Genomic DNA, 22458 nt, shown 5'->3' on the forward strand with positions numbered 1-22458 from the left:
GATCCGTTTTATTTTTTCTGAATGAAGTTCTGAGTATAAAACTTTTTATACACCCCTACACCTAAATCAGAAAACTCTTCACTTAAAATCGTTTCCCGGTGGCCTTCGCTGTTCAGCCAGCCTTCCATCACCGCTACGGCATCTACATAATTCGCTGCAATATTTTCACCAGCAACACTATACTGAACTTTCCCGGCTTTTAAGCGGTCATCTAAATCCCCTTTTGTCTCAGAGAATTGAGTTTCTTCCTGTGTGCCTTTCATCTTTTGGCTATTAAGAAAAGCAACCTCAGCTGTAGAATCATCCCAACCTAATGGCTTCAAATCAAATCTGCTACGTACGATATTCGTGATATCGAAGATTTGTTGCTCATTGCCTTCTCTCACTTTGTTCCATTCCTCTTCTGAAAGATTCTTAACAGGTACCAGTGTACCATGATAGGTCAGCTCATAAGGTTGCTGTTTTAAAAGAGTAGAATTATTCAAAAACCGGACACTTGAAACGGTTCCTGTAAACTTATCTAAATATAATTGAACATGAATGTCCCCAAGTTCTATTAATGGTCTCATATTCATATCTTCTTCCGATAATTCGAAACGATAGGTACTATCACCAGCCTCTATATCAACAGTTGGCTCCACATACAGGCTAGAATAGATGGCATCAATAGATTGTCCAATTTTAAATGGGGCTACGTTAACTTTATCCCCAATGCCATATGCCGATACGACTTTACCATTTTCCATCGCCAATTGAAAATAATCATTATAATCTTTATTATATATCCACCAGTCATACCCGTAGGCAGACATATCGATTCGATTGGGCTCGCCAAACTCCTTTTTGATCTCTTTCATATTCTTCCCAATCGTATTCGCTAATCCTTCTTTTGCAATCATTTCATCTTTCGCTGAGGATGAACTCCTTTCATTTATAGTATCGTTTGGATTAACTTCCTTGTTCCCATCTATGAGAGGGTTCCACTTTTCTTCCAGACCGATATTCGTATAAATGCCGATTATGAAAAAAACAACAATTAACAGCAGTACCTTGCCTAACCTGCGCAGAGGAACACACCCTCTCTCTATGCTTATGTATCGTATCATTTTAGCTTTCTTTCCTGATTATATCATTGTTCAAATAAAATTTTCTATTTTTACAAGTGAATACAACATGTTTTATTTTTAAAAAATGGAAATTTTGCGAATCATGAAAATACCATGGTGAGCTCATTGCAACTTCCACCATTTCATACTATTATAAAATATAGGATAAAATGGTATATTATAAATATGCTTGGGGAATTTTCTTTAGCTATACTACATATTATTTTCCTTGTATGTCATTTCATTCTCAAATGCAAAAATAGGAGGTACTACTCGTGAAATTTGAAAGCTTTGGAATCGAGAACATCACAGCCGACTTGAACCGATTAGATGACCTAATGCCAGAATACGGTTTAATACGTGCCGAACAATGGGATTACGAAAGAGTTAGTTACGATCGTAAATTCGAATTGAGAGAAGGCACGTATTACCTGCGTATACTTGGATATGCAATTGAAGGGGATGTTGGTGCTCATAGGGCAACTATGAAACTGATGGTCCCACTTTTAGGAAAACACTACTACCCACATGGTATAGAATATGGAGAAGGAGAATTCTTCCCCCCTTCATTAGTGAAACAGTGTGAAAAAATCCTTTCCCAGGTCAAAGAAGAACTTACGCAATTTAACGGACTGTAAAACTGAAAATGAGCATAAGAAAAGGGGAATTATCTATACTCCCCCCTCTTTCTTGTATAAAATAAAGCCTGATGCTTTTCACATCAGGCTTTATTTTATAGTATTACGTTCCAAGAATTGCTTTTATCAACGATGTCGTCTCTCCACCATGATAAATGACATAAAGTAGAAGATATACAGCCAAACCGGTGATTCCTGTGAAAAACCAGATTACACTAGTCGTAGGGCCAATTTTTCTATGAATGGCATATTTACCTTTTAAACCAGTCGTCAACATAATGATCCCCATTACTGCTCCTACAGTGGCAAGCGTGATATGGAAAATCAAAAAGATTGTGTAATAAATTTCAATATCCTTCGGTCCTCCGAAAGACGTGTTGCCTACAAAAACCGTACGTGAAAGATAGATAGTGAAGAAAATGATTGCAAAGATTGCTGCCACTATCATGGTCTTCTTATGGGTCTCTGTTCTGCGCTGTTTAATTTGATACCAGCCTATTGCAACAGTGATTGAACTTAATACAATGAATGCAGTACTTATTGTTGGAAGAATTGGTAAAGACATAAGATGTAGTCCTCTCTATATTTATTAATCAACTATTATTCTATAAGAGGTAATCGTAAAATACAATACAAGCAAGCAAACGTAACAGAATGCTCACTTTTAACGAAAAGCCAAGTCATATGTCTAGCCTTTCCTGCCGATTCATGTTTTGTACATGAATTTTTTAAGGATTGGTAAGAACTCAACAAATCTTAGGAAAAACTTGCCCACTGTTAGACAAGCTTTTTACCCTTTCACGCAAGACTATTTTACGGTCTGTAATTCCGATGGAATAGGGTCGATATCACTTCCACCGCCATTCTCCTTTTTGAACCATGCAAAGAATATGACGCCTAAAACATAGCCTAAAACAATTTCTTGAATGACTTTCATAAGTACTCCGCCAAGTTGTTGGTCTTCCAGTAAAGGCAATCCATTAAACATTTCCGGACCACTTAGCGTCAATCCTGATAAAGCTGTGGCAGGTACACAAAGCTGCATAGCACTAGCCCAAGATTCGGCATTGGTAAATGTATCATACATTGGCGAATCCGCAAAAATGATCAACGCACATGCAGGAGTCATTAAAATGCCACTTCCGAAAATATAGGCTACTTTTTTAACACCAGAAAGGCTTTCATGTTCTGGAAGCTGATTAACTAAAGGAAACCACATTAAAACTGCTGTCGTGAATAAAATCACCGTATAGCCTGCGTGGACCAGCATGCCAGTTTTAATAAAGTCAAAAACTAAGGGAATATGATACAACGAGAAAAGGACATTAAATAGCATAAGCGCAAAGAGCGGCTTCGTGAAGAATTGAAACAGTGACTTCACTCCCCTTACATCCAATACTAATCTCCAGACCCATTTAGGTATCGCAATGATAAATAAAGGGGGTATCACCAAGTAAAGCAAAGCCATTTGAAACATATGTGCACTGAACATGATGTGACTTAACAAATCAATTGGCGAACCTTTAATGACATAAAGAAGGGCCATCGCTAGTAAAAAATAGATTACCTGTTTCAGGGAAACTGGTGAACTATCCTTGAATTTATACCTAAGCTTCGTCACCATCATGAAATATCCAACGGTTATAAGCACAAGGGCAGTAAAATAAAATGGACTCCATAAAGCACGAAAGCCAAAAATATCTATAGACATACAATCACCTCGTTCGCATACTTTTATTCCATTCCTATCCTTCTATTATACCTAAAATCAGACATAGTAACAAATATAGATAAAGTTGGTTTTTATTAGTAAATACTAATGCTACATAGAGAAAAACCGGCTATTAATGAAAATAGCCGGTTCCTTTCAGGTCATATCCAGACAATTGTTATAAAAGCTAGTACTGTGATCAAACCGACAGCAAGCCCAGAAAAGAGAAACAATGTGACAGTGCCATGGCCTTTATGCTTCATATGCATAAAATAATAAAGTTGAAAAATGACTTGTACGACCGCTAGCAGCAAAATGACTGGTTTAATGAACCAATGTGAAAATCCTTCGATGCCTACAGCGGCAAATGCTACTAAGGTTAGAAAAATCATAAGTGTAAAAGTAATTACTTGATGCTTCATCTCTTCAGCATTTTTCTTTCGACGATATTTTAAATCGACATTCGGGTTTGCTGAATTTGACTGTTCATTCGCCATCAGTTATCCCACCATTCCCATTAAATATACGACTGTAAAGATAAATACCCAAACTACGTCAATGAAATGCCAGTAAAGACTGGCTACATAAAATTTAGGGGCGTTATATAAAGTCAAACCCCTTTTCGCATTTCGTAGCATCAGTGATATGAACCACATCAAACCGAAGGCAACATGACCTCCATGGAATCCGACTAACGTATAGAACGCCGAACCGAAAGCACTACTAGTAAATGTGTGCTTATATTCATGAACATAATGGTTAAATTCATAAATCTCCAGACCTAGGAAACCCAAACCAAGGAATACAGTAATAAGAATCCATGCCTGCATTTGTTTAAAATGGTTATTTTTCATGTGATACATTGCATACACGCTTGTTAATGAACTGGTCAGTAACAACATGGTAGCAACAAAAGTAAGAGGCAATTCGAATAAGTCTTTTGCTAAGGCTGCATTTTCATTAGGAACTTTATCCTTTAATGCTAGGTACGTAGCAAATAGTGAAGCGAATAATACTGTCTCTCCGCCAAGAAACAACCAGAATCCTAAATATTTATTTTTACCTTCTAAAGTCGCTTTCTCAGGAGAAGCAGGCCAAGTAGCATCCGTGAATTTTTCATCTGCTTGCATTATGCCTTAACCTCCTTATCATCATCGTCCATAAGGTCTTCTTTATGAATATGATATCCATGGTCGTCTTTGACAGAACGTATGAACATGGAACCAAATGTAATCAAAAGGCCAACAATAATTACAGGAAGTGTCCAATTTTTATCATCCATATTATATAAAGCACCGAATGCGGCTACGAATAAACCGAATGAAATAATTACAGGAAGGATTGAATTATTAGGCATATGAATATCACCAAGTGGCTCTGCTGGCGTCATTTCCTTTTTACCTTCCATTTTCTCAACCCAATAAGGGTCCAAACCGCGAACAAGCGGAAGTTGCTTGAAATTGTAGAATGGTGGTGGTGATGGAATGGACCATTCAAGAGTACGGCCATCTCCCCAAGGATCATTGCCGACTTTTACATTTTTAACAGACGTTATGATAACGTTGATGACTAGTATAATGACAGCAAACGCCATTAAGAAAGCCCCCACTGTACTTATCATATTTCCTGTATTGAGACCTTGATTATCTAAGAAGGTGAATACCCGACGCGGCATACCCATCAATCCTAAGAAATGTTGAATGAAGAAAGTTAAATGGAAACCAATCAAGAAAGTCCAGAAAGTGATTTTTCCTAATCCTTCATTTAACATCGTTCCAAACATCTTCGGCCAATAGAACGTGATCCCGGCCAATAAACCTAATACCACTCCACCCACAATTACATAGTGAAAATGGGCAACAACGAAATAGCTGTCATGAAACTGATAATCAGCAGGAGCGACGGCATTCATGATACCCGTCACGCCACCCATCGTGAAGGATGGAATGAAGGCAACGGCATATAGCATCGGCACCGTGAATTTCACACTTCCGCCCCACATCGTGAAGATCCAGTTAAAAATCTTAATACCTGTTGGAACGGCAATCGCCATTGTTGCAACTGCAAAGATTGCATTGGCAATTGGTCCTAACCCAGTTGTAAACATATGATGGGCCCATACCATGAAGCCCAAGAATCCGATTAACACGGTTGCAAATACCATCGAAGAGTAACCGAATAATCTTTTTCTCGAAAATGTTGCAAAAACTTCCGAGAAAATACCGAAAGCCGGTAGAATTAAAATATATACTTCCGGGTGACCGAATATCCAGAATAAATGCTCCCAAATAATCGTATTACCCCCGGCTGCTACATCGAAGAAATTAGCTCCGAACATCCGGTCGAACATCATTAATACAAGCCCTACAGTAAGAGGAGGGAACGCAAATAATATTAAAGCAGAAACAACGAAGGTTGACCATGTAAATAGCGGCATACGCATGTATGTCATTCCTGGCGTACGCATATTGATAATGGTCACAAGGAAGTTAATCCCTGCAATTAAGGTTCCCAAACCTGATATCTGTAATCCCAGTACATAAAAATCAATACCATGCCCCTCAGAGTGAAGGGATAATGACGCATATGAAGTCCATCCAGCATCAGGAGCTCCACCTAAAAACCATGAAAGGTTCAGGAAGATACCCCCAAAGAAAAATAACCAAAAACCTAATGAATTTAAAAATGGGAAAGCAACGTCGCGTGCGCCTATTTGCAGAGGCACAACGGCATTCATTACAGCAAATACCAACGGCATGGCCGCCAGGAAAATCATCGTCGTGCCGTGCATGGTCAATATTTCGTTATAAAATCCGGCACTTACAAAATCATTATTCGGAATCGCCAGCTGGATACGGATGAACATCGCTTCCAAACCGCCGATCACAAAGAATAATCCGCCAGCAATTAGATATAAAATGGCGATTTTCTTATGGTCTACCGTTGTTAAGTAATCCCAGATCGTAGCGCCAAATCCTTTTTTATTAGCGTGCGTACTCACGATTTAACCTCCTTAATCAATGTTCTATTTTTCTTCCACCTTAAGCTCTAAAAGATAAGCTGTCAGTGCATTAATTTCTGAATCAGAAAGCTCACCGTAAGTACCGGTCATCGTGTTACCCGGCTTATACTTCTCAGGATCTTTGATCCATTTCTTCACATTTTCTTCAGTGTGGTCCAATACTCCCGCTACCCGTTCACGTTCACCAAAAGTAGACAAGTTGGGAGCTTGACGAGCCGCTTCGGGTCTACTGTCATTAGGTGTAACCGCATGACAACCGATACAGCTTTTATTAAAGACTTCTTCCCCCTGCTTAGCAACATCCCCACTTACCACAGGTGCTTTTGCAGTCTTCATGTCTTTAGTCCATGTTTCAAAGTCAGCCTTTGATTTCGTAACGACTTTAAAATCCATTAATGCATGGGAAGGTCCGCAAAGCTCAGCACATTTCCCATAGAACAAGTCTTTTGAATTTTCAGCTTTTTTTCCATCGAATTCTAAGAAAAACGAGTTGACTCCTTCAGTGTTTGTATCCATCTTTCCTCCGGCAGCCGGAATCCAAAATGAATGTTTGACATCTGAAGCGGTCAAGTTGAAATAAACTTTCTGATCAGTTGGGACGACTAAATCCTGGCTTGTTATCACGCCAAGGTCTGGATACTCGAACTCCCACCAATAAAGGTTCGCCCTAACATTGACTACCAAAGCGTCCTTCGTTTTTCCATCCTTATCTTTTTTATCCATTGCGCTTGTGTCATCCAAGTCAAAAGTGGTGACAACAGTCGGAACAGCTAGAACAATTAAAAGAAGGATAGGAATAACAGTCCAGATAATTTCAAGTTTGTGACTTCCTTCAATTTGTTTCGGTATTGTCTCGTCGCCCTTTTTTCGGCGGAAGCGCAGCAAAACTACAACGAACAAAATAACTACTACAATAATTACCAGTACCATGATTAATGTACTCAACATCAGTAAGTCAAACTGTGTTTGCGCAACATCGCCAGCTGGCTTCAGCGTGGATAGAAATGGTTCACCGCAGCCCGAAAGGACAAGTCCTACTATACCCAGCAAAGCAATCAGGCGCCATTTGTGCAACCTTTTTTTCATAGCTTTAGAAACCCCTCTTTCATCAAAATTTTCTCACAAAAACAAAAATGGGCGCAATTGCGAATATTCTCTCTATGTCAATTTCTATAAAAGAAAGAATCCCTAGACTAAGGATTTTTTATTGAATAACCAACCGCTCTATTAATGAAGGAATCTCATGATGTTTTTCTCTGGATAATATGTATGAAATTAATGAACAATTAATTATCGAGTTAGGTGCAGCTCATTCTATAACAAGCTGCGACCATATATGTTTTACCTACTTTAAATAAGTGTAACTATAACCATCGCTACAAATAATATAGTCATATAATTAAGCGAATATACAAACATGGAAGTGGCCCATTTAATGTCATCTTTCTTTTTATACCCCTTCAATCCCAAAATAAGCCAGCCGCTACTTAATAATGTTGCCAAAACGACTAATGGGATACCTAATGGAGTTAAAAAGAATGGAATGAACATTAAAGTAATAATCCACAATATAATTGATTTTTTTGTCCTTTTAAAACCTTTTACAACAGGGAGCATTGGGATCCCCGCTGCACGGTATTCCTCGACCCGCCTCATTGCAAGAGCATAAAAGTGAGGTGGCTGCCATAAGAACATGATTGCGAATAATACCCACGCAATAACATTAAGATTCGGGTCAATGGCTGCCCATCCAATCAGAGGTGGTACTGCACCCGATATACTACCTATTATCGTATTCGATACAAACCTTCTTTTAAAGACCATTGTGTAGAGGACTACATAGGCAAAAACGCCAAATGTTCCGATCAATAGCGTGGTCATATTAGTCAATGCAAGAAAAATAAGGCCTGCAGCAATCAATCCAAAACTTAGAAACAATACCTTGGAAGGTTGTGCTTTTCCTGTAACAGTTGGACGGTTTTTTGTTCTTTCCATCAAATGATCGATATCTCGATCATAGTAATTATTGAAACTGCAAGATCCAGCCATGATTAGAGCCGAGCCTGCAAGAGTATAAAACACTACATTAAGGTTACCGAAAAAGCTAAGTCCCGAAAAGTGAATGGCTAACCACACACCAGTAAAAGCTGTGATTATGTTTGAATTGACAATCCCCACTTTAATAAGTGCCAGAAAGTCCTTCCAGGCTGTGGTTTCTGGTATATCCGATTGAAGGGTGGCTTTACTGTCCTTCAAGACAGCTTCGGACATACCCCTTGTTTCTGACATTTGTTCTCCTCCTTTGAATCATTCACAAACATGCAAAAGTAAAAGGTTAAACTTAGTACATCCTATAGAACATTATTTCATACTTTTCTATATTTGTAACCAAGGAAGCGCAAACAAAAAGTAAAAAAATTACATATACCCTTTATCATTGGGAGCCCTCGGAAGTTCATCAATTCCAAATACTTTATAGGTATACTTAGATAATAGTAAAAATCAGTAAAATATTTCTTCAATATATTAAAACACATTTTTGGAAGCTTTTGTGAAATTTTTTCGTATTATTCTTGACCAAATTGTGTCGAGAGCCTTTTAAACGAAAAGTGCAAGTGCATTAAGAAATTCATATGAAGACACTTTCAACATTCATTATATCAGTATCCTACATTTTACACATCTTTACTCTTTTTTACATTTCCTCCTTCTTATACTTTTAGCAAATTTCGTCATATTTTTCAACCGTTACTGTTGCCCTCATATAAAAAACACACTTTTTTCTAACTTGTAAAATCATTCTAATTTGTGTAATATCGAGGAGATTCTACAAATATTTATCAAATGCTTTATGATATGATGATAGTAAGTAATTTTATAAAACTAACTGATTTGACTCAAAGAAAAAGGTGGGACTACTTGTGAAATCGTCTCTTAAATGGTTGGGTGTTTTAACAACGATCGTCATGCTCTTTATCCTAATAGGGGGAGCTTTAGTCACAAAGACAAATTCCGGCATGGGGTGTGGAAGATCATGGCCTTTATGTAACGGCCAATTGATACCCGAAGAAATTTCGTTCGAACTGGTGATAGAACTCTCGCATAGACTTGTATCAGGTGCAGGCGGACTTATGGTCCTGCTATTATCTGTTATGTCTTGGCGAAAGATAGGCCACATTCGGGAAGCCCGCTTTCTATCCATCATTTCTTTCGGCTTCCTCGTTCTTCAAGGATTAATAGGAGCTGCAGCCGTAATTTGGTCACAATCTGATTTTGTCTTGGCTCTTCATTTCGGTATTTCCCTGATATCCTTTGCATCTGTCTTATTATTAACACTATTGATTTTCGAAGTGGACAAGAAATTCGAAGCTGAAAAACTTATCGTCGACAAAAGAATGAGATTCCACATTACAGGCATTTTGATTTTTAGTTTACTAGTCGTTTATACTGGCGCCCTTGTTAGGCATACCGAATCTAGCCTTATCTGTAAAGATTGGCCTTTGTGTGGGAACGGGAATTTGTTTCTACCAACCAATATTTATGAATGGATTCAAATGGGGCATAGGTCGATAGCCGGGATCATTTTCTTTTGGGTTTCATACGCCACATTCTTGGCCCATAAACACTATAAGCATCAAAAAGTCATATACGGTGGTTGGAATGTTGCATTCATCCTAGTTTTTTTACAAGTGACCGCCGGAGCTTTCATCATTTTCTCGCGTCAGAATTTGTATATCGCCTTGGCACACGCCTTATTTATTGCCTGTTTTTTCGGGGTCATGAGTTATCTGTTACTCCTCACTACAAGAAGCAGGAAAAACGCTTTACTTATTGAAAAGGATAATAAAGTTTCCACGATTAATGACCAAGACGTGAACGTGTCATCCCCAACCATACCTGCTCGATAAGGTCTGATTTTTCAAACAAATGCAAAAGCCATCATTCATTTGAATGATGGCTTTTGCATGGCTTTTAAACATTGGACAGAGAATAGGCCTACAGGGACTTACTAATCCTGTAGACCTCCTCGTCATTCTCTTATTCTCTTGCTCTCTTACTATTATTACTTCGAGATTTCAATCAATAGATCTCCCGTACTTATCGGTTCTCCATCTTTAACATGGATATCTTTAATCGTCCCAGAGAATGGCGCTTGAACAGTCGTTTCCATTTTCATCGCTTCTGTAATGATCAAGTGATCCCCTTGCTTAACTTGATCGCCTTTTTCTACGACTACACGGATGACTGTACCAGGCATGGTAGCTGCGATATGTTCTTTATTTTTCGTATCAGCCTTCATTTTGGTTTGCACGGACGATTTAATGTTTTCGTCTTTGATGATTACTTCACGAGATTGACCATTCAATTCAAAATAAACCACTCGTGTTCCATCAGCCAGAGGCTGTCCGATTGATACCAATTTTACGATAAGGGTTTTACCTTTTTCTATCTCGACTTCGATTTCTTCCCCTAATCTCATACCATATAAGAAAGTGGCAGTGTCTAAGTTGGATACATCACCAAATAACTCTATCGTTTTATTATAATCCAAGAATACTTTAGGATATAGAGCGTATGCCAATAAATCAAAGTCGGTGACTGGACGACCCAATTCTTTGAACAATTCTTCTCTTAGTGCTTCAAAATCTACTTCTTCTAATAGTTCACCCGGTCTTACTGTAATTGGTTTTTTCCCTTTAAGAATAACTTCCTGCAGTTTCTGAGGGAATCCTCCCGCTGGTTGTCCCAAGTATCCTTCGAAAAGTTCAATTACGGAATCAGGGAAATCGATAGTTTGGCCTTTTGTAAGTACATCTTCTTCCGACAGGCTGTTTTGCACCATGAATAAGGCCATGTCACCCACCACTTTTGAAGACGGCGTAACTTTAACGATATCCCCGAACATTACATTGACGCGTTGATACATTTCCTTCACTTCATGCCACCGATCTCCAAGTCCTACAGCTTTAGCCTGTTGTTGTAAATTACTATACTGTCCGCCTGGCATTTCATGCTTATAAACTTCCGTATGAGGAGCGTTCATTCCGCTTTCGAAGTCTTTATAGAACTTCCGTACCTCTCCCCAATATTCCCCTAAACGTTCAAGTGACTCCAGTTCCAATTTAGGTTGTCTTCCCGAGCCCTCTAATGCATAATGAAGGGTTTGAATGCTTGGCTGGGACGTTAAACCTGCAAGAGAACCAATGGCCGTATCAACAATATCCACTCCAGCTTCAATGGCTTTTGAGTACATAAAGATTCCATTTCCGCTCGTATCATGAGTATGCAAATGGATAGGAAGAGACGTCGTTTCTTTCAATTCAGATACAAGGCGGTAAGCAGCTTCCGGTTTCAAAAGTCCTGCCATATCCTTGATAGCTAGAATATGAGCGCCTGCATGTTCCAGTTCCTTCGCCATATTTTTATAGTAATCGATATTGTACTTACTGCGTGAAGGGTCATTCAAATCACCAGTATAGCAAATGGCCGCTTCAGCAATTTTGCCGGATTGACGAACTGCATCAATAGCTACTTCCATGCCTTTTACCCAGTTGAGGCTGTCGAAGATACGGAAGACATCTATGCCAGCATGTGCTGATTTCTCGACGAATTCCTTAATGACATTATCCGGATAATTTTTATAACCCACTGCATTGGAAGCTCTTAAAAGCATTTGTAGAAGGACATTAGGTGTCTTTCTCCTAAAACTTAACAAACGCTCCCATGGATCTTCTTTCAAGAAACGATAGGCCACATCAAATGTTGCCCCTCCCCACATTTCCATGGAAAATAGGTTTGGAAGTAATTTTGCTGTAGGCTCTGCAATGTCTAAAATATCCTTAGATCTAATTCTTGTAGCCAACAAGGATTGATGTGCATCACGGAAGGTCGTGTCGGTCACCAACACTTCTTTCTGTTCCTTGATCCAGTTTACCAGCCCTTCCGCTCCCCGTTCATCTAAAATATTCTTTGTTCCTGGGATGAGTGGTAGATCACTCACCTTCGGAATTGGTGCAGGATCAAAGACTGGTTTTTTCTTCGTTTCCACTCCAGGAAAACCATTCACCGTGACATTCCCGATATAGGAAAGCATTTTCGTTCCACGGTCTTTTCTGACTGGGAAATTGAACAGTTCGGGCGTTGAGTCGATAAACGAAGTATCATACTCTCCCGTCAGGAAATTTTTATGCTTGACGACATTTTCAAGGAACGGGATGTTTGTTTTAATTCCACGGATCCTGAATTCTTTCAGATTACGCACCATTTTGGAAGCAGCTTGCTCAAACGTCAGTGCATGTGTTGAAAGCTTAACCAGCAAGGAATCATAATAAGGAGTAATCACCGCCCCTTGAAAACCGTTACCCGCATCCAAACGTACGCCAAACCCTCCTCCCGAACGATAAACATTCATTTTACCCGTATCAGGCATAAAGTTATTCAAAGGATCTTCCGTCGTTACCCGGGACTGAATGGCAAACCCATGTGTACTGATCCCAGCTTGCTCGGGAATGCCAATCTTTTCGCCATGTAGTTCATGCCCTTCAGCAATCATGATTTGTGATTGAACAATATCGATCCCTGTAATCATCTCTGTAATCGTGTGCTCAACCTGTACTCTTGGATTGACTTCAATGAAGTAAAACTCTCCATCCGCTACAAGGAACTCAACTGTACCCGCGTTAACATAGTCAATATTTTGGGCCAATTTGACTGCAGCTTCGCAAATCTCTTCTCTAAGGTTCTCTGTAAGCGATACGGAAGGAGCAACTTCCACGACTTTTTGATGACGTCTTTGCACCGAGCAATCACGTTCATATAAGTGAACGGTATTACCATGAGAATCTGCCAATATTTGGACTTCTATATGCTTTGGATTTTTAATGTATCTCTCTACGTATACTTCATCATTCCCAAAGGCTGCTTTCGCTTCCGATTTACAGCGATTGTATGCTTCTTCGGTTTCTTCCATCTTTTCGACAATACGCATGCCGCGTCCGCCTCCACCAAGTGAGGCTTTGATAATAATGGGGAAGCCGTACTTCTTACCGAATTCTTTCACTTCTTCCACGCTTGTGACAGGTCCATCACTGCCTGGAATGACCGGAATGCCTGCCAATTCAGCCTGGGTTCTAGCCTTTACTTTGTCCCCAAACATATCTAGGTGCCTTGATTCAGGTCCAATGAAGATAATTCCCTCTTCTTCACAACGTTTAGCGAAATCTATGTTTTCTGATAGGAAACCATAACCCGGATGAATGGCGTCGACTCCACTCATCTTAGCGATTGCAATAATTCCTTCAATATCCAGATATGCGTCAATTGGTTTTTTACCTTCACCAACTAGGTATGCTTCATCTGCCTTATAACGGTGATAGGATCCGTAATCTTCCTTGGAATAGATTGCAACTGTACAAATGTCTAATTCCGTACATGCCCGAAAAATCCGAATCGCAATCTCTCCACGATTTGCCGCAAGTACCTTTTCTATACGTTTACCCATTGCTACCACCCTAATCAATATGTATTTTTTATTAAATAGATATATAGAATAAAAGCGTGAGTGATATCACGACTTTTAAATCTCCGATTCACTCGGGAATTATCCAAATGATTCCCAAATCATTATTGTACATTAATTCATTTCCCTTAAATAACAATTCAAAGCAACATAAAACTAAATTTTTAAATAATTACTATTATTATGATATATCAACTTTTCACATTTTTCACTTTAATATTCAATTAATATAACCATAATACTAAAATAAACTGAATACAATAAAAAAATAAAAAATTCTTTTATTTCAAATCCTAGGAATTTTAAAACCCGCTCTTTGTCGTAGTACCAATGATTCAGTTGTTAATATATAATTCAAATGTCTCGAAAAGAAGATTACTCTAGTTTTTAAGGATACTTTATAAACCTGCTAATACAATGTGAATCACATTACATATAAAAAAAGGACTAACAACGACTGTTATGTCCAATTAGTATAACACTATCGATATATAGTATAGCTCTTTTGTTTGGTGATGTATATAAATAAAAAACTCAAACAATCATCGAGATTTGTTTGAGTTAGTATGTTTTGTATATTATTTTTTTAATGATGCTTCATGTAATACTGACAATTCTCTTTCAAGTGTCTCTAAAAGAGATTTGCCTTCCAGTTCCTCTATTAGGTCTAAACGTACGGCAAAATCAATCTCCCGTGATAAACCAAACATTTGTGTATCCAGTACCTCTTCATATAAAGGACATTGAGGCATTGTGAGATTCTCCATTTGAACTTTTATCAATTTTAGAATCTTGTCAGCATCTGCTTTTAATAAAGCATAAGCTTTTTCTCGATGATTGACAAGCATATCAGATGCCATGTTAAATCCCCCCGCTCAGAGCGATTAAATCTTATCTTTAAATTCTACCTTTAGTTGTCTGAAAAAGCAAGGATATTGACAAACAAAAAGAATAACGAAATTAAGGAAACAATTGTCTTCAATGCTACTAGATAATGTGACAATTTACTTGTAATTGATTATAATTGTACCTGTATGTGAGTAAAGGAAGGAATGAGATATTTGGAATCCATCGTGTTTATTAACGGCAAAGTGAAATATCCTATTACAATAGACCCTGGAGTATGGATCTTTGATGATCGTAAAGTGGAGATTGATACATATTTCAGTGCTGAAAGAGTACAGATCAATGAACTAGAAGATTATACGAAAAAAGCTTCTAGACATTGGCAAAAAGAAATTCAAGAAGGAGCCATTTTGCCTCCTACCATAAAAACTGAACGAAAATTCGAGAAACAAAGATTACTTGAAGGTTCTTTCGGTATTCCATTTGAACCTTTTATAAAAAATGCCGAACCCGATGACGATGCAACCGAAGTTATCGTCTCAACCGATGGAAAAGAAGTAGCGTTTCCTTTAGAAGATGCCCTGAAATTTTTCATCGGATTTTCCAAGGATGGTCAACCTCTTAAAGTATCGGAAGGCGGCCCCATGGAAATTTATTTTGGTGATGGATCGAATATCGATAATCCAATTAGGCATGTCACATCTTTCACTGTTAAATAATAGGAACCTTTTTTTTGATGCAAGGCTCCTGCGATATCTGACAAAAATGGCAAAGGAAATTTTTCCCGCGCCATTTTTTTGTTATAAAAGTGTTGCAGCCAGCTGTGCCAATACAGACCTTTCTCCTTTTATCAACTTTACATGCCCGGCAATCCTCTCTGTCTTGAATTTTTCTACAACGTAGGTCAAGCCATTATTATATTCATCCAAATACGGATGATCAATTTGCTCCGGATCTCCCATCAGAACGATCTTACTTCGTTCCCCGACCCTGGTTAAGATCGTCTTCACTTCATGTTTGGTAAGATTCTGCGCTTCATCTATGATGATGAATTGATCGGGTATACTCCTCCCCCTAATATACGTTAAAGCTTCTACCTCAATCGAACTCATTCCCGCTAATATGGCATCCAATTCCCCTGGTTTCTTCGTATTGAACAAATATTCCAGGTTATCGAATATAGGCTGCATCCATGGTTTCAATTTCTCCTCCTTTTCTCCCGGCAAATACCCGATATCTTTACCGACTGGTACAATGGGCCTTGCGACAAGAAGTTTCTTATAATGTGCCAGATCTTCTGTCTGTAGCAAACCTGTTGCTAAAGCGAGCAACGTCTTTCCCGTACCTGCCTTACCGATAAGGGTAACAAGCTGAACATCCGAACGAAGCAATAAGTCTAAAGCCATCGTCTGTTGAACGTTCCTTGGCTTAATTCCCCATATATGTTCTCCTTCATACATCAATTTCTTCACTCTCTTACAGTTTTCATCAATAATTCCAATCGCTGAAGCTGAGCTTCCCAAAGTGTCCTTCATTAGTAGAAATTGATTAGGATAGTATTGATCGTCCGTTAACTCTTTAAGATCTAAATAACTTTTTTCATAAAAGTTATTTAAATTGTCAATCGAGATAAATTTCTCTTTGTACCCTCCATACACATGGTCAAGTTCAACGACCCGATCATTTAAAAAGTCTTCCGCTTCAAGACCGATTGCGTCCGCCTTAACTCGCACTAAGGTATCTTTGCTAACTAGGATGACCGTCTTCCCATCCTCTTTCGTCTCTTCCTCTAATGATAAATTCTTTGCAACCGCTAATATTCGGTTATCATTTGTTTTCTCGACAAAAATCTCCTGTAACTCATGAAAAGACCGATGATTAAGTTCTATTCGTAAACTGCCCCCATTATGAAGCGCGATACTCTGGTGAAGTTTCCCTTTTTCACGAAATTGATCAATTAATTTCGATACCTGCCTTGCATTTCTTCCGATTTCGTCCATATACCTTTTTTTCGAATCCAATTCTTCTAGTACTACTGCTGGAATGATGATTTCATTATCTCCAAATGAATAGATTGAATACGGATCCTGCAACAGGACATTCGTATCTAAAACGTAGATTTTGTCCAATTTGACGCCTCCTGCCTGCTCTTTATCGGATATAGCCTACCAATGACTGCACAAAGCAGTTATGTAGCGGACGAGACTGTTGATAAAATATATGTCCCTTTGCATAAAGATAGAAGAACATTTAAAGACTATAAAGAAAACTTCCATAAAAGAAATGAAATGTACTTAGAGTTACTATTCAATGAAAAGGAGGCTGGACACTTGCGCAAACTATTTTTTTCATTTACTGCGATTGTACTGATGTCAGGCTGTTCAATGGCCAATAACAGCAAAGGATCAACAGATTCAACTAAAAACAGCTTAACTCAAGTCCATAACACAACCATTCAGGAAAGCGATCGCAGGACTGGACAACATACATCTAAAAGGCTTACGGCACTCGCTCAATCTGTACCAGAAGTGAATGATGCCACTGCTGTTGTACTTGGAAAATACGCACTGGTAGGAATCGATATCGATGCGGATATCGAACGCTCTCAGGTCGGAACGGTTAAATACTCAGTTGGCGAAACATTAAAAAACGATCCCTACGGGGCTTATGCAATAGTCGTTGCCGATCCAGACTTGTATGCCCGTATCAAAGAAGTGGCAGCAGACATTAGGAATGGAGAACCAGTAAGAGGGGTTTTAAATGAGTTGGCAGATATTACAAGCAGAGTCATCCCCGAAATCCCAAGTGATACTCTAAAACCCACTCCAACCAAAGTTATGGAAGATAAAAAGAACTCACTCGATGAATCAGACGAAAGAAAACAGTTGGACAAGAAACAAAATGAACAATCCAACCATTATAAAGACTAACCATAGAACCCGTCGAACTTCTACGGGTTTTTCTTAGTTTCAGCTTTGACGACCACAAGGAATTCATCAGGGGAGACTTGTACTTTATCCTCGTTTTAGCATGAAATTATTGGTATACTTAAACATAAACATACTGAAATTGAAGTGAGGTTCAAAAACATGAAGGTAAAATGCGTAATATGCGACCAAATTGAAGATATACCCGATGATAGTCCTGAAGCTAAAAAACTACGTAACCGTCCTATACATACTTATATGTGCGATGCATGTAAGCAACGCATTGAAGAACGTACGAACGAACGGATTGCTACAGGTAATTTCCACCTCTATCGCACCATAAAAAAAGAAGATGACTGGTAATCGGTTACGGATATTCCTGCTCGGTCTCTTTAATGGGGTGTCGCTCGGTTTTATAACGAAATGGTTCGAAGAGCTTTCAGGAATTGGAGTGTATCATCTTTTATTGAATGTGGATTTCATTCCCCTGGTAGGCGGAGTACCTTGGAACGAGGCATGGTTATTTTCTTTTCATTTATTTATATCTCTCTTCATTACATGGAGTTATGTCTACATGGTACGAAAAAGAAAGATTGTCCGGCGATTATCCTTCGCTTTATTATTCATCATTCCAGCCGTCCTGCTTTATTTTCCATTATCGTTTCTTTCAAAAACAGGGGTACCCCTCCCTTTCGATTTATTCGCTTTTTCGTTATGGGCATTTTCTCATTTTGTTTACGCCCTTTTTCTTCCTCTTTCCATACAAAAATGACCGTGCGGAAAACCGCACGGTCATTTTTGTATTACTCGATATTTTTATACTTATCAGGCTCAAGTTGTATTTGATCCAACATGATGTCAATTAATTCAATCGGGAAACGTTGCTTTTTCATTTCGTCTCCTACTTTATATTCAACGAAATAAAAAGGTTCTGTTTTTGTTACGGAATTAATGCTCACTTGGTGGTCATCTTGCAACATTTGCATGAAAAACATTTCTGTATCCCGTGCAGCTGTATCATCAGGCCTTTCAACACATACAACTTTTATCGACAGCCAATTGTATAAAGCATCTTGTAATGATTTCATGACGCCACTCAGGCCTGTTCTTCTTTTTTTGAATTATGAAGCCGAAACTTATAAATTCCAAGAACGAGAGACGCAATGACTAACGCTTCCCCCATTGGGAGAAACACAGCAAAGAAAGAAAGAAGGGTACATCCAAGTGCCATTACCACATAAATAATCACATTTTTGAGCAAAGGTAGCTTTTTGGCGAAACCTAGCTGATAGACAAGGATGCATAATCCAAAGATTGTTAAATACAGATACCACATTCCCGCTTCAGGGTTTTCATCCACTCTGTACAACGCTGCAAAAAATGATAATCGCTCTTGGATATCCACTCTTTTCTCCTCCTATTGCTTATTATTTTTCTTCGACAGCTACTTTTTTCCTTTTCGCTGCTCTTTCACGTTCATTTTTATCAAGAATCTTCTTACGAAGACGGATTGAGTCAGGAGTTACTTCACAATACTCATCATCATTCAAATACTCAAGCGCTTCTTCAAGGGACATGATTCTTGGTTTCTTCATGGAAGAAGTTTGGTCTTTATTAGCTGAACGCATGTTTGTCATTTGTTTTGCTTTTACGATGTTAACCGTTAAATCTGAATCACGGTTATGTTCACCGACAATCATACCTTCATAAATATCAGTACCTGGTTCAACAAAGATGACACCACGGTCTTCTACTTGCATTGTACCGTATTGTGTTGTTTTTCCTGATTCCATAGATACCAATACACCTTGACGTCTTCCGCCGACTTGACCTTGTGCCATTGGTTGGTAGCTGTCGAACGAATGGTTCATGATTCCGTAACCACGAGTGATTGTTAAGAACTCAGTAGAGTAACCGATAAGTCCGCGTGCAGGGATCGTGAATAGTAAACGAACTTGACCGCTTCCGCTATTGACCATATCTAGCAATTCACCTTTACGTGCTCCCATGGATTCCATGATAGAACCAGTATGTTCTTCTGGAACATCAATTTGAACACGTTCAACTGGTTCACAACGTACGCCATCAATTAAACGAACGATTACTTCTGGTTTAGATACCTGAAGTTCATATCCTTCACGTCTCATGTTTTCAATCAGGATAGAAAGATGAAGCTCTCCACGACCTGAAACGATCCATACGTCCGGTGAATCAGTGTTTTCAACTCTTAAGCTAACATCTGTTTGTAATTGGCTTTTCAAACGCTCTTCGATTTTACGAGCTGTTACGAATTTACCTTCACGGCCTGCGAATGGGCTGTTGTTTACAAGGAAAGTCATTTGTAATGTTGGCTCATCGATACGTAAGATTGGAAGAGCATCAGGATGTTCTACAGGACAAACCGTTTCCCCGACGTTGATATCTTCCATACCTGAAACAGCGATTAAGTCACCAGCAACGGCTTCTTGGATTTCAACTTTTTTCAAGCCGATATAACCAAAGATTTTCGTTACACGGAATTGCTTAACAGATCCATCAAGCTTCATTAATGAAACTTGTTGACCTACGTGCATTTTTCCACGGAATACGCGACCAACACCGATACGGCCTACATAATCGTTGTAATCAAGTAAAGCCACTTGGAATTGAAGTGGTTCTTCTGAGTTATCAACTGGAGCAGGAATCGTTTCGACAATTGTTTCGAATAAAGGAGTCATGTCTTTTTCTTGTTTAGTTGGATCTGAATCCAAGCTTGCTGTTCCAGCAATACCTGAAGTAAAGACAACTGGGAAATCTAATTGCTCTTCTTCTGCACCAAGCTCGATGAATAAGTCGATTACTTCGTCAACAACTTCATCTGGACGGGCAGAATCTTTGTCAATTTTATTCACGACAACGATAGGCGTGATTTTTTGTTCCAACGCTTTTTTCAACACGAAACGTGTTTGTGGCATACAACCTTCATAAGCATCAACAACAAGTAAAACACCGTCAACCATTTTCATGATCCGTTCTACTTCACCACCGAAATCGGCGTGACCAGGTGTATCCAAGATATTGATTCTTGTGTCTTGGTATTGTACTGCTGTATTTTTCGCAAGAATCGTAATTCCGCGTTCTTTTTCAATAGCATTAGAATCCATCGCACGTTCTTCAACGTGTTCGTTTTCACGGAATGTACCAGATTGCTTAAGCAACTGATCCACTAAAGTTGTTTTACCATGATCGACGTGGGCAATGATGGCTATATTACGAATATTTTCTCTTAATTTCAAAAAATTCACTCCTAAAAAAATTTGGTGTTTAACGTATCACTAGTATTAACTTACATATTATATCACAAACATGGTAGAAACAAATAACGAAATTATGTACAATAGGATTATTAGGGGTGATTTTTAATGAATATTAAATGGAATTTCTTAATTTTAGCGATACTAGCGACAATTTGTATTGGCTCCATTGGCATCTTTATTGCTGAAAAGAGTATACTCGGAATTATTGCAGCAATCGTGGTACTGTGCGGTATAATGGGGTTTGGCTTCTCACAAAAGAAAAAACTGCGTGAAGCAGGAAAGTTATAAATAAAAAACTCGCTGCCTGCAGCGAGTTTTTTTATAACATTATATTCAAAAACTTCATTTCCAATAAATAGTTTTATCGTACATCGATTTTTCTCCAAGTAGGTTATTTTTTTGTATTTCCTGATAAATACCTTTTAAAAACCTCTTTATGAAGACCCGGCTTGGATACAAAAAGAGAACCCCCTAATAAATAGTCCAATTCCTCTCCTTTTATATCGCTCACTTCCCCGCCAACCTCTTCAATAAGCAACACGCCTCCTGCAAAGTCCCATGGCATAAGACGCATCGTAATATAAGCATCCAGCCGACCAGCTGCGACGAAAGCAAGTTCCAATGCCGCTGAACCATATGATCGCGTTCCTCTAACATCCCTGACAAGTGGGGCAAGGAGATTTGGATCAATCCGCCGATTTTCCGTGACCCAACTCGCATTCATAGAAAGAATGGATGTACTGACTGACCCTTCGTTTAATGGAGCAAGCCTTTGATCATCCATAAATGCTCCATGCCCTTTAACCGCATGATATAACTCATCATGCACAACATCATAGACCATGCCGATAATCCCAATGCCCTCTTGATATACACCCAGGGAAATTGCAAAATTCCTTTGTTGATGGATGAAGTTCAGTGTGCCATCGATAGGATCAATGATCCATACGGTCCCCTTTAAATCTTTTATATCATCCCCCATGCCTTCTTCCCCAAAAATACGGTGGCCAGGAAATGTTGACGTTATATTATCAACAAAGAACTTCTCTATTGCCTTATCCATATTGGTTACCAAATCATTGGGATTCGTTTTCTCCTCGATATTCAGCTTGGTTTCAAAAGACTCCCTCAGCTTTCCTCCAGCTTGCTTTATCCATCTTTTCGCATATGTATCCATTTCTTTAACCGATGCCATCATAATATCCCGTCCTTTGTAATCTAACCTACATTAAATAGATATTTTAAAGAGTAATGCAAATATACCAAGACTTCAAGTTTTTAACATCTCTGTATTCTTAATTTTTTAAAAATTAAGAATACAGAGATGTCCATGTAGGGGATTAAATAATCAAACACTTTAAAGGGGTCATTTTCTTATTATTTAAATATATTA

22 protein-coding genes are annotated in these 22458 nt (G+C 38.6%); 7 read left to right on the forward strand and 15 right to left on the reverse strand.

The annotated features are described in order from the left end of the window. Positions 1 to 8: 8 nt before the first annotated feature. Positions 9 to 1106, reverse strand: coding sequence for a CAP domain-containing protein (locus ACIQXN_RS15655; RefSeq protein ID WP_402968390.1), 1098 nt, complete (start codon positions 1104 to 1106; stop codon positions 9 to 11). A 275-nt stretch (positions 1107 to 1381) separates the two neighbouring features. Here ACIQXN_RS15655 and ACIQXN_RS15660 point away from each other — a divergent pair, with 275 nt between their 5' ends. Next, positions 1382 to 1744, forward strand: a complete 363-nt coding sequence (locus ACIQXN_RS15660; protein WP_402968393.1) for a YugN family protein — start codon at positions 1382 to 1384, stop codon at positions 1742 to 1744. A 103-nt stretch (positions 1745 to 1847) separates the two neighbouring features. On the opposite strand, the gene ACIQXN_RS15665 is transcribed toward ACIQXN_RS15660, so the two are convergent. The 7 genes from ACIQXN_RS15665 to cyoE form a co-directional block, all read right to left on the reverse strand. Beyond that, positions 1848 to 2309 (reverse strand): DUF420 domain-containing protein, encoded by a 462-nt coding sequence (locus ACIQXN_RS15665; RefSeq protein WP_402968395.1) that lies wholly within the window; start codon positions 2307 to 2309, stop codon positions 1848 to 1850. 243 nt (positions 2310 to 2552) lie between these two features. After that, positions 2553 to 3455 (reverse strand): cytochrome c oxidase assembly factor CtaG, encoded by a 903-nt coding sequence (ctaG, locus tag ACIQXN_RS15670; RefSeq protein WP_402968398.1) that lies wholly within the window; start codon positions 3453 to 3455, stop codon positions 2553 to 2555. A gap of 161 nt (positions 3456 to 3616) precedes the next feature. Next, positions 3617 to 3952 (reverse strand): cytochrome c oxidase subunit IVB, encoded by a 336-nt coding sequence (gene ctaF / locus ACIQXN_RS15675; protein WP_402968401.1) that lies wholly within the window; start codon positions 3950 to 3952, stop codon positions 3617 to 3619. 3 nt (positions 3953 to 3955) lie between these two features. Continuing rightward, on the reverse strand, positions 3956 to 4585 hold the full coding sequence (locus tag ACIQXN_RS15680) for a cytochrome (ubi)quinol oxidase subunit III (RefSeq protein WP_402968404.1): 630 nt from the start codon (positions 4583 to 4585) through the stop codon (positions 3956 to 3958). Then, positions 4585 to 6456, reverse strand: coding sequence for a cytochrome c oxidase subunit I (gene ctaD, locus ACIQXN_RS15685; protein ID WP_402968407.1), 1872 nt, complete (start codon positions 6454 to 6456; stop codon positions 4585 to 4587). The genes ACIQXN_RS15680 and ctaD overlap by 1 nt, the downstream gene beginning before the upstream one ends. Before the next feature lie 24 nt (positions 6457 to 6480). Then, positions 6481 to 7563 carry a cytochrome c oxidase subunit II gene (gene coxB / locus ACIQXN_RS15690; RefSeq protein ID WP_402968410.1) on the reverse strand — a complete coding sequence of 361 codons (1083 nt, stop codon included), beginning with the start codon at positions 7561 to 7563 and terminating at the stop codon, positions 6481 to 6483. Between the two features lie 264 nt (positions 7564 to 7827). After that, positions 7828 to 8766 (reverse strand): heme o synthase, encoded by a 939-nt coding sequence (gene cyoE, locus ACIQXN_RS15695; protein ID WP_402968413.1) that lies wholly within the window; start codon positions 8764 to 8766, stop codon positions 7828 to 7830. Between the two features lie 632 nt (positions 8767 to 9398). On the opposite strand from cyoE, the gene ACIQXN_RS15700 reads away from it, so the two are divergent. Further along, the gene (locus tag ACIQXN_RS15700; protein WP_402968416.1) at positions 9399 to 10385 is read left to right on the forward strand and encodes a COX15/CtaA family protein; all 987 of its coding nucleotides are present in this window, start codon (positions 9399 to 9401) and stop codon (positions 10383 to 10385) included. Between the two features lie 155 nt (positions 10386 to 10540). Here the strand turns inward: ACIQXN_RS15700 and pyc are convergent, their stop codons facing one another. Beyond that, on the reverse strand, positions 10541 to 13978 hold the full coding sequence (pyc, locus tag ACIQXN_RS15705; RefSeq protein ID WP_402968419.1) for a pyruvate carboxylase: 3438 nt from the start codon (positions 13976 to 13978) through the stop codon (positions 10541 to 10543). 596 nt (positions 13979 to 14574) lie between these two features. Beyond that, a complete protein-coding gene (locus ACIQXN_RS15710; RefSeq protein ID WP_402968422.1) occupies positions 14575 to 14856 on the reverse strand; it encodes an Fpa/YlaN family protein in 282 nt (93 codons plus the stop codon). Positions 14857 to 15057: 201 nt separating this feature from the next. On the opposite strand from ACIQXN_RS15710, the gene ACIQXN_RS15715 reads away from it, so the two are divergent. Beyond that, a complete protein-coding gene (locus tag ACIQXN_RS15715) occupies positions 15058 to 15561 on the forward strand; it encodes a molybdopterin-binding protein (protein ID WP_402968566.1) in 504 nt (167 codons plus the stop codon). Positions 15562 to 15642: 81 nt separating this feature from the next. On the opposite strand, the gene ACIQXN_RS15720 is transcribed toward ACIQXN_RS15715, so the two are convergent. After that, positions 15643 to 16971: a PhoH family protein gene (locus ACIQXN_RS15720; RefSeq protein WP_402968425.1), complete on the reverse strand. Its 1329-nt coding sequence runs from the start codon at positions 16969 to 16971 to the stop codon at positions 15643 to 15645. A 201-nt stretch (positions 16972 to 17172) separates the two neighbouring features. Between ACIQXN_RS15720 and ACIQXN_RS15725 the strand changes: the two genes are divergently transcribed. The 3 genes from ACIQXN_RS15725 to ACIQXN_RS15735 all read left to right on the forward strand — a co-directional run bounded on the left by ACIQXN_RS15725 (position 17173) and on the right by ACIQXN_RS15735 (position 18541). Beyond that, positions 17173 to 17772, forward strand: a complete 600-nt coding sequence (locus ACIQXN_RS15725) for a YhcN/YlaJ family sporulation lipoprotein (RefSeq protein ID WP_402968428.1) — start codon at positions 17173 to 17175, stop codon at positions 17770 to 17772. A 159-nt stretch (positions 17773 to 17931) separates the two neighbouring features. After that, positions 17932 to 18132: a YlaI family protein gene (locus ACIQXN_RS15730; protein WP_402968431.1), complete on the forward strand. Its 201-nt coding sequence runs from the start codon at positions 17932 to 17934 to the stop codon at positions 18130 to 18132. Further along, a complete protein-coding gene (locus tag ACIQXN_RS15735; protein WP_402968434.1) occupies positions 18122 to 18541 on the forward strand; it encodes a hypothetical protein in 420 nt (139 codons plus the stop codon). The genes ACIQXN_RS15730 and ACIQXN_RS15735 overlap by 11 nt, the downstream gene beginning before the upstream one ends. A 31-nt stretch (positions 18542 to 18572) precedes the next feature. Here ACIQXN_RS15735 and ACIQXN_RS15740 read toward each other — a convergent pair whose 3' ends face one another. The 3 genes from ACIQXN_RS15740 to typA are packed head-to-tail and all read right to left on the reverse strand — an operon-like array spanning position 18573 to position 21044. Continuing rightward, entirely contained in the window at positions 18573 to 18857 is a 285-nt protein-coding gene (locus ACIQXN_RS15740) for a hypothetical protein (RefSeq protein ID WP_402968437.1), read from the reverse strand. Between the two features lie 8 nt (positions 18858 to 18865). Next, on the reverse strand, positions 18866 to 19174 hold the full coding sequence (locus tag ACIQXN_RS15745) for a YlaH-like family protein (RefSeq protein WP_402968440.1): 309 nt from the start codon (positions 19172 to 19174) through the stop codon (positions 18866 to 18868). 22 nt (positions 19175 to 19196) lie between these two features. After that, on the reverse strand, positions 19197 to 21044 hold the full coding sequence (gene typA, locus ACIQXN_RS15750) for a translational GTPase TypA (RefSeq protein WP_402968443.1): 1848 nt from the start codon (positions 21042 to 21044) through the stop codon (positions 19197 to 19199). 126 nt (positions 21045 to 21170) lie between these two features. On the opposite strand from typA, the gene ACIQXN_RS15755 reads away from it, so the two are divergent. Beyond that, complete coding sequence (locus tag ACIQXN_RS15755; protein WP_402968446.1) at positions 21171 to 21353, forward strand: YlaF family protein; 183 nt, start codon at positions 21171 to 21173, stop codon at positions 21351 to 21353. 103 nt (positions 21354 to 21456) lie between these two features. Here ACIQXN_RS15755 and ACIQXN_RS15760 read toward each other — a convergent pair whose 3' ends face one another. After that, entirely contained in the window at positions 21457 to 22263 is an 807-nt protein-coding gene (locus ACIQXN_RS15760; RefSeq protein WP_402968449.1) for an inositol monophosphatase family protein, read from the reverse strand. Between the last annotated feature and the right edge of the window lie 195 nt (positions 22264 to 22458).

It is taken from the genome of Peribacillus sp. NPDC097295, assembly GCF_044761665.1.
In the GTDB taxonomy this organism is placed as follows: Bacteria; Bacillota; Bacilli; order Bacillales; family DSM-1321; genus Peribacillus.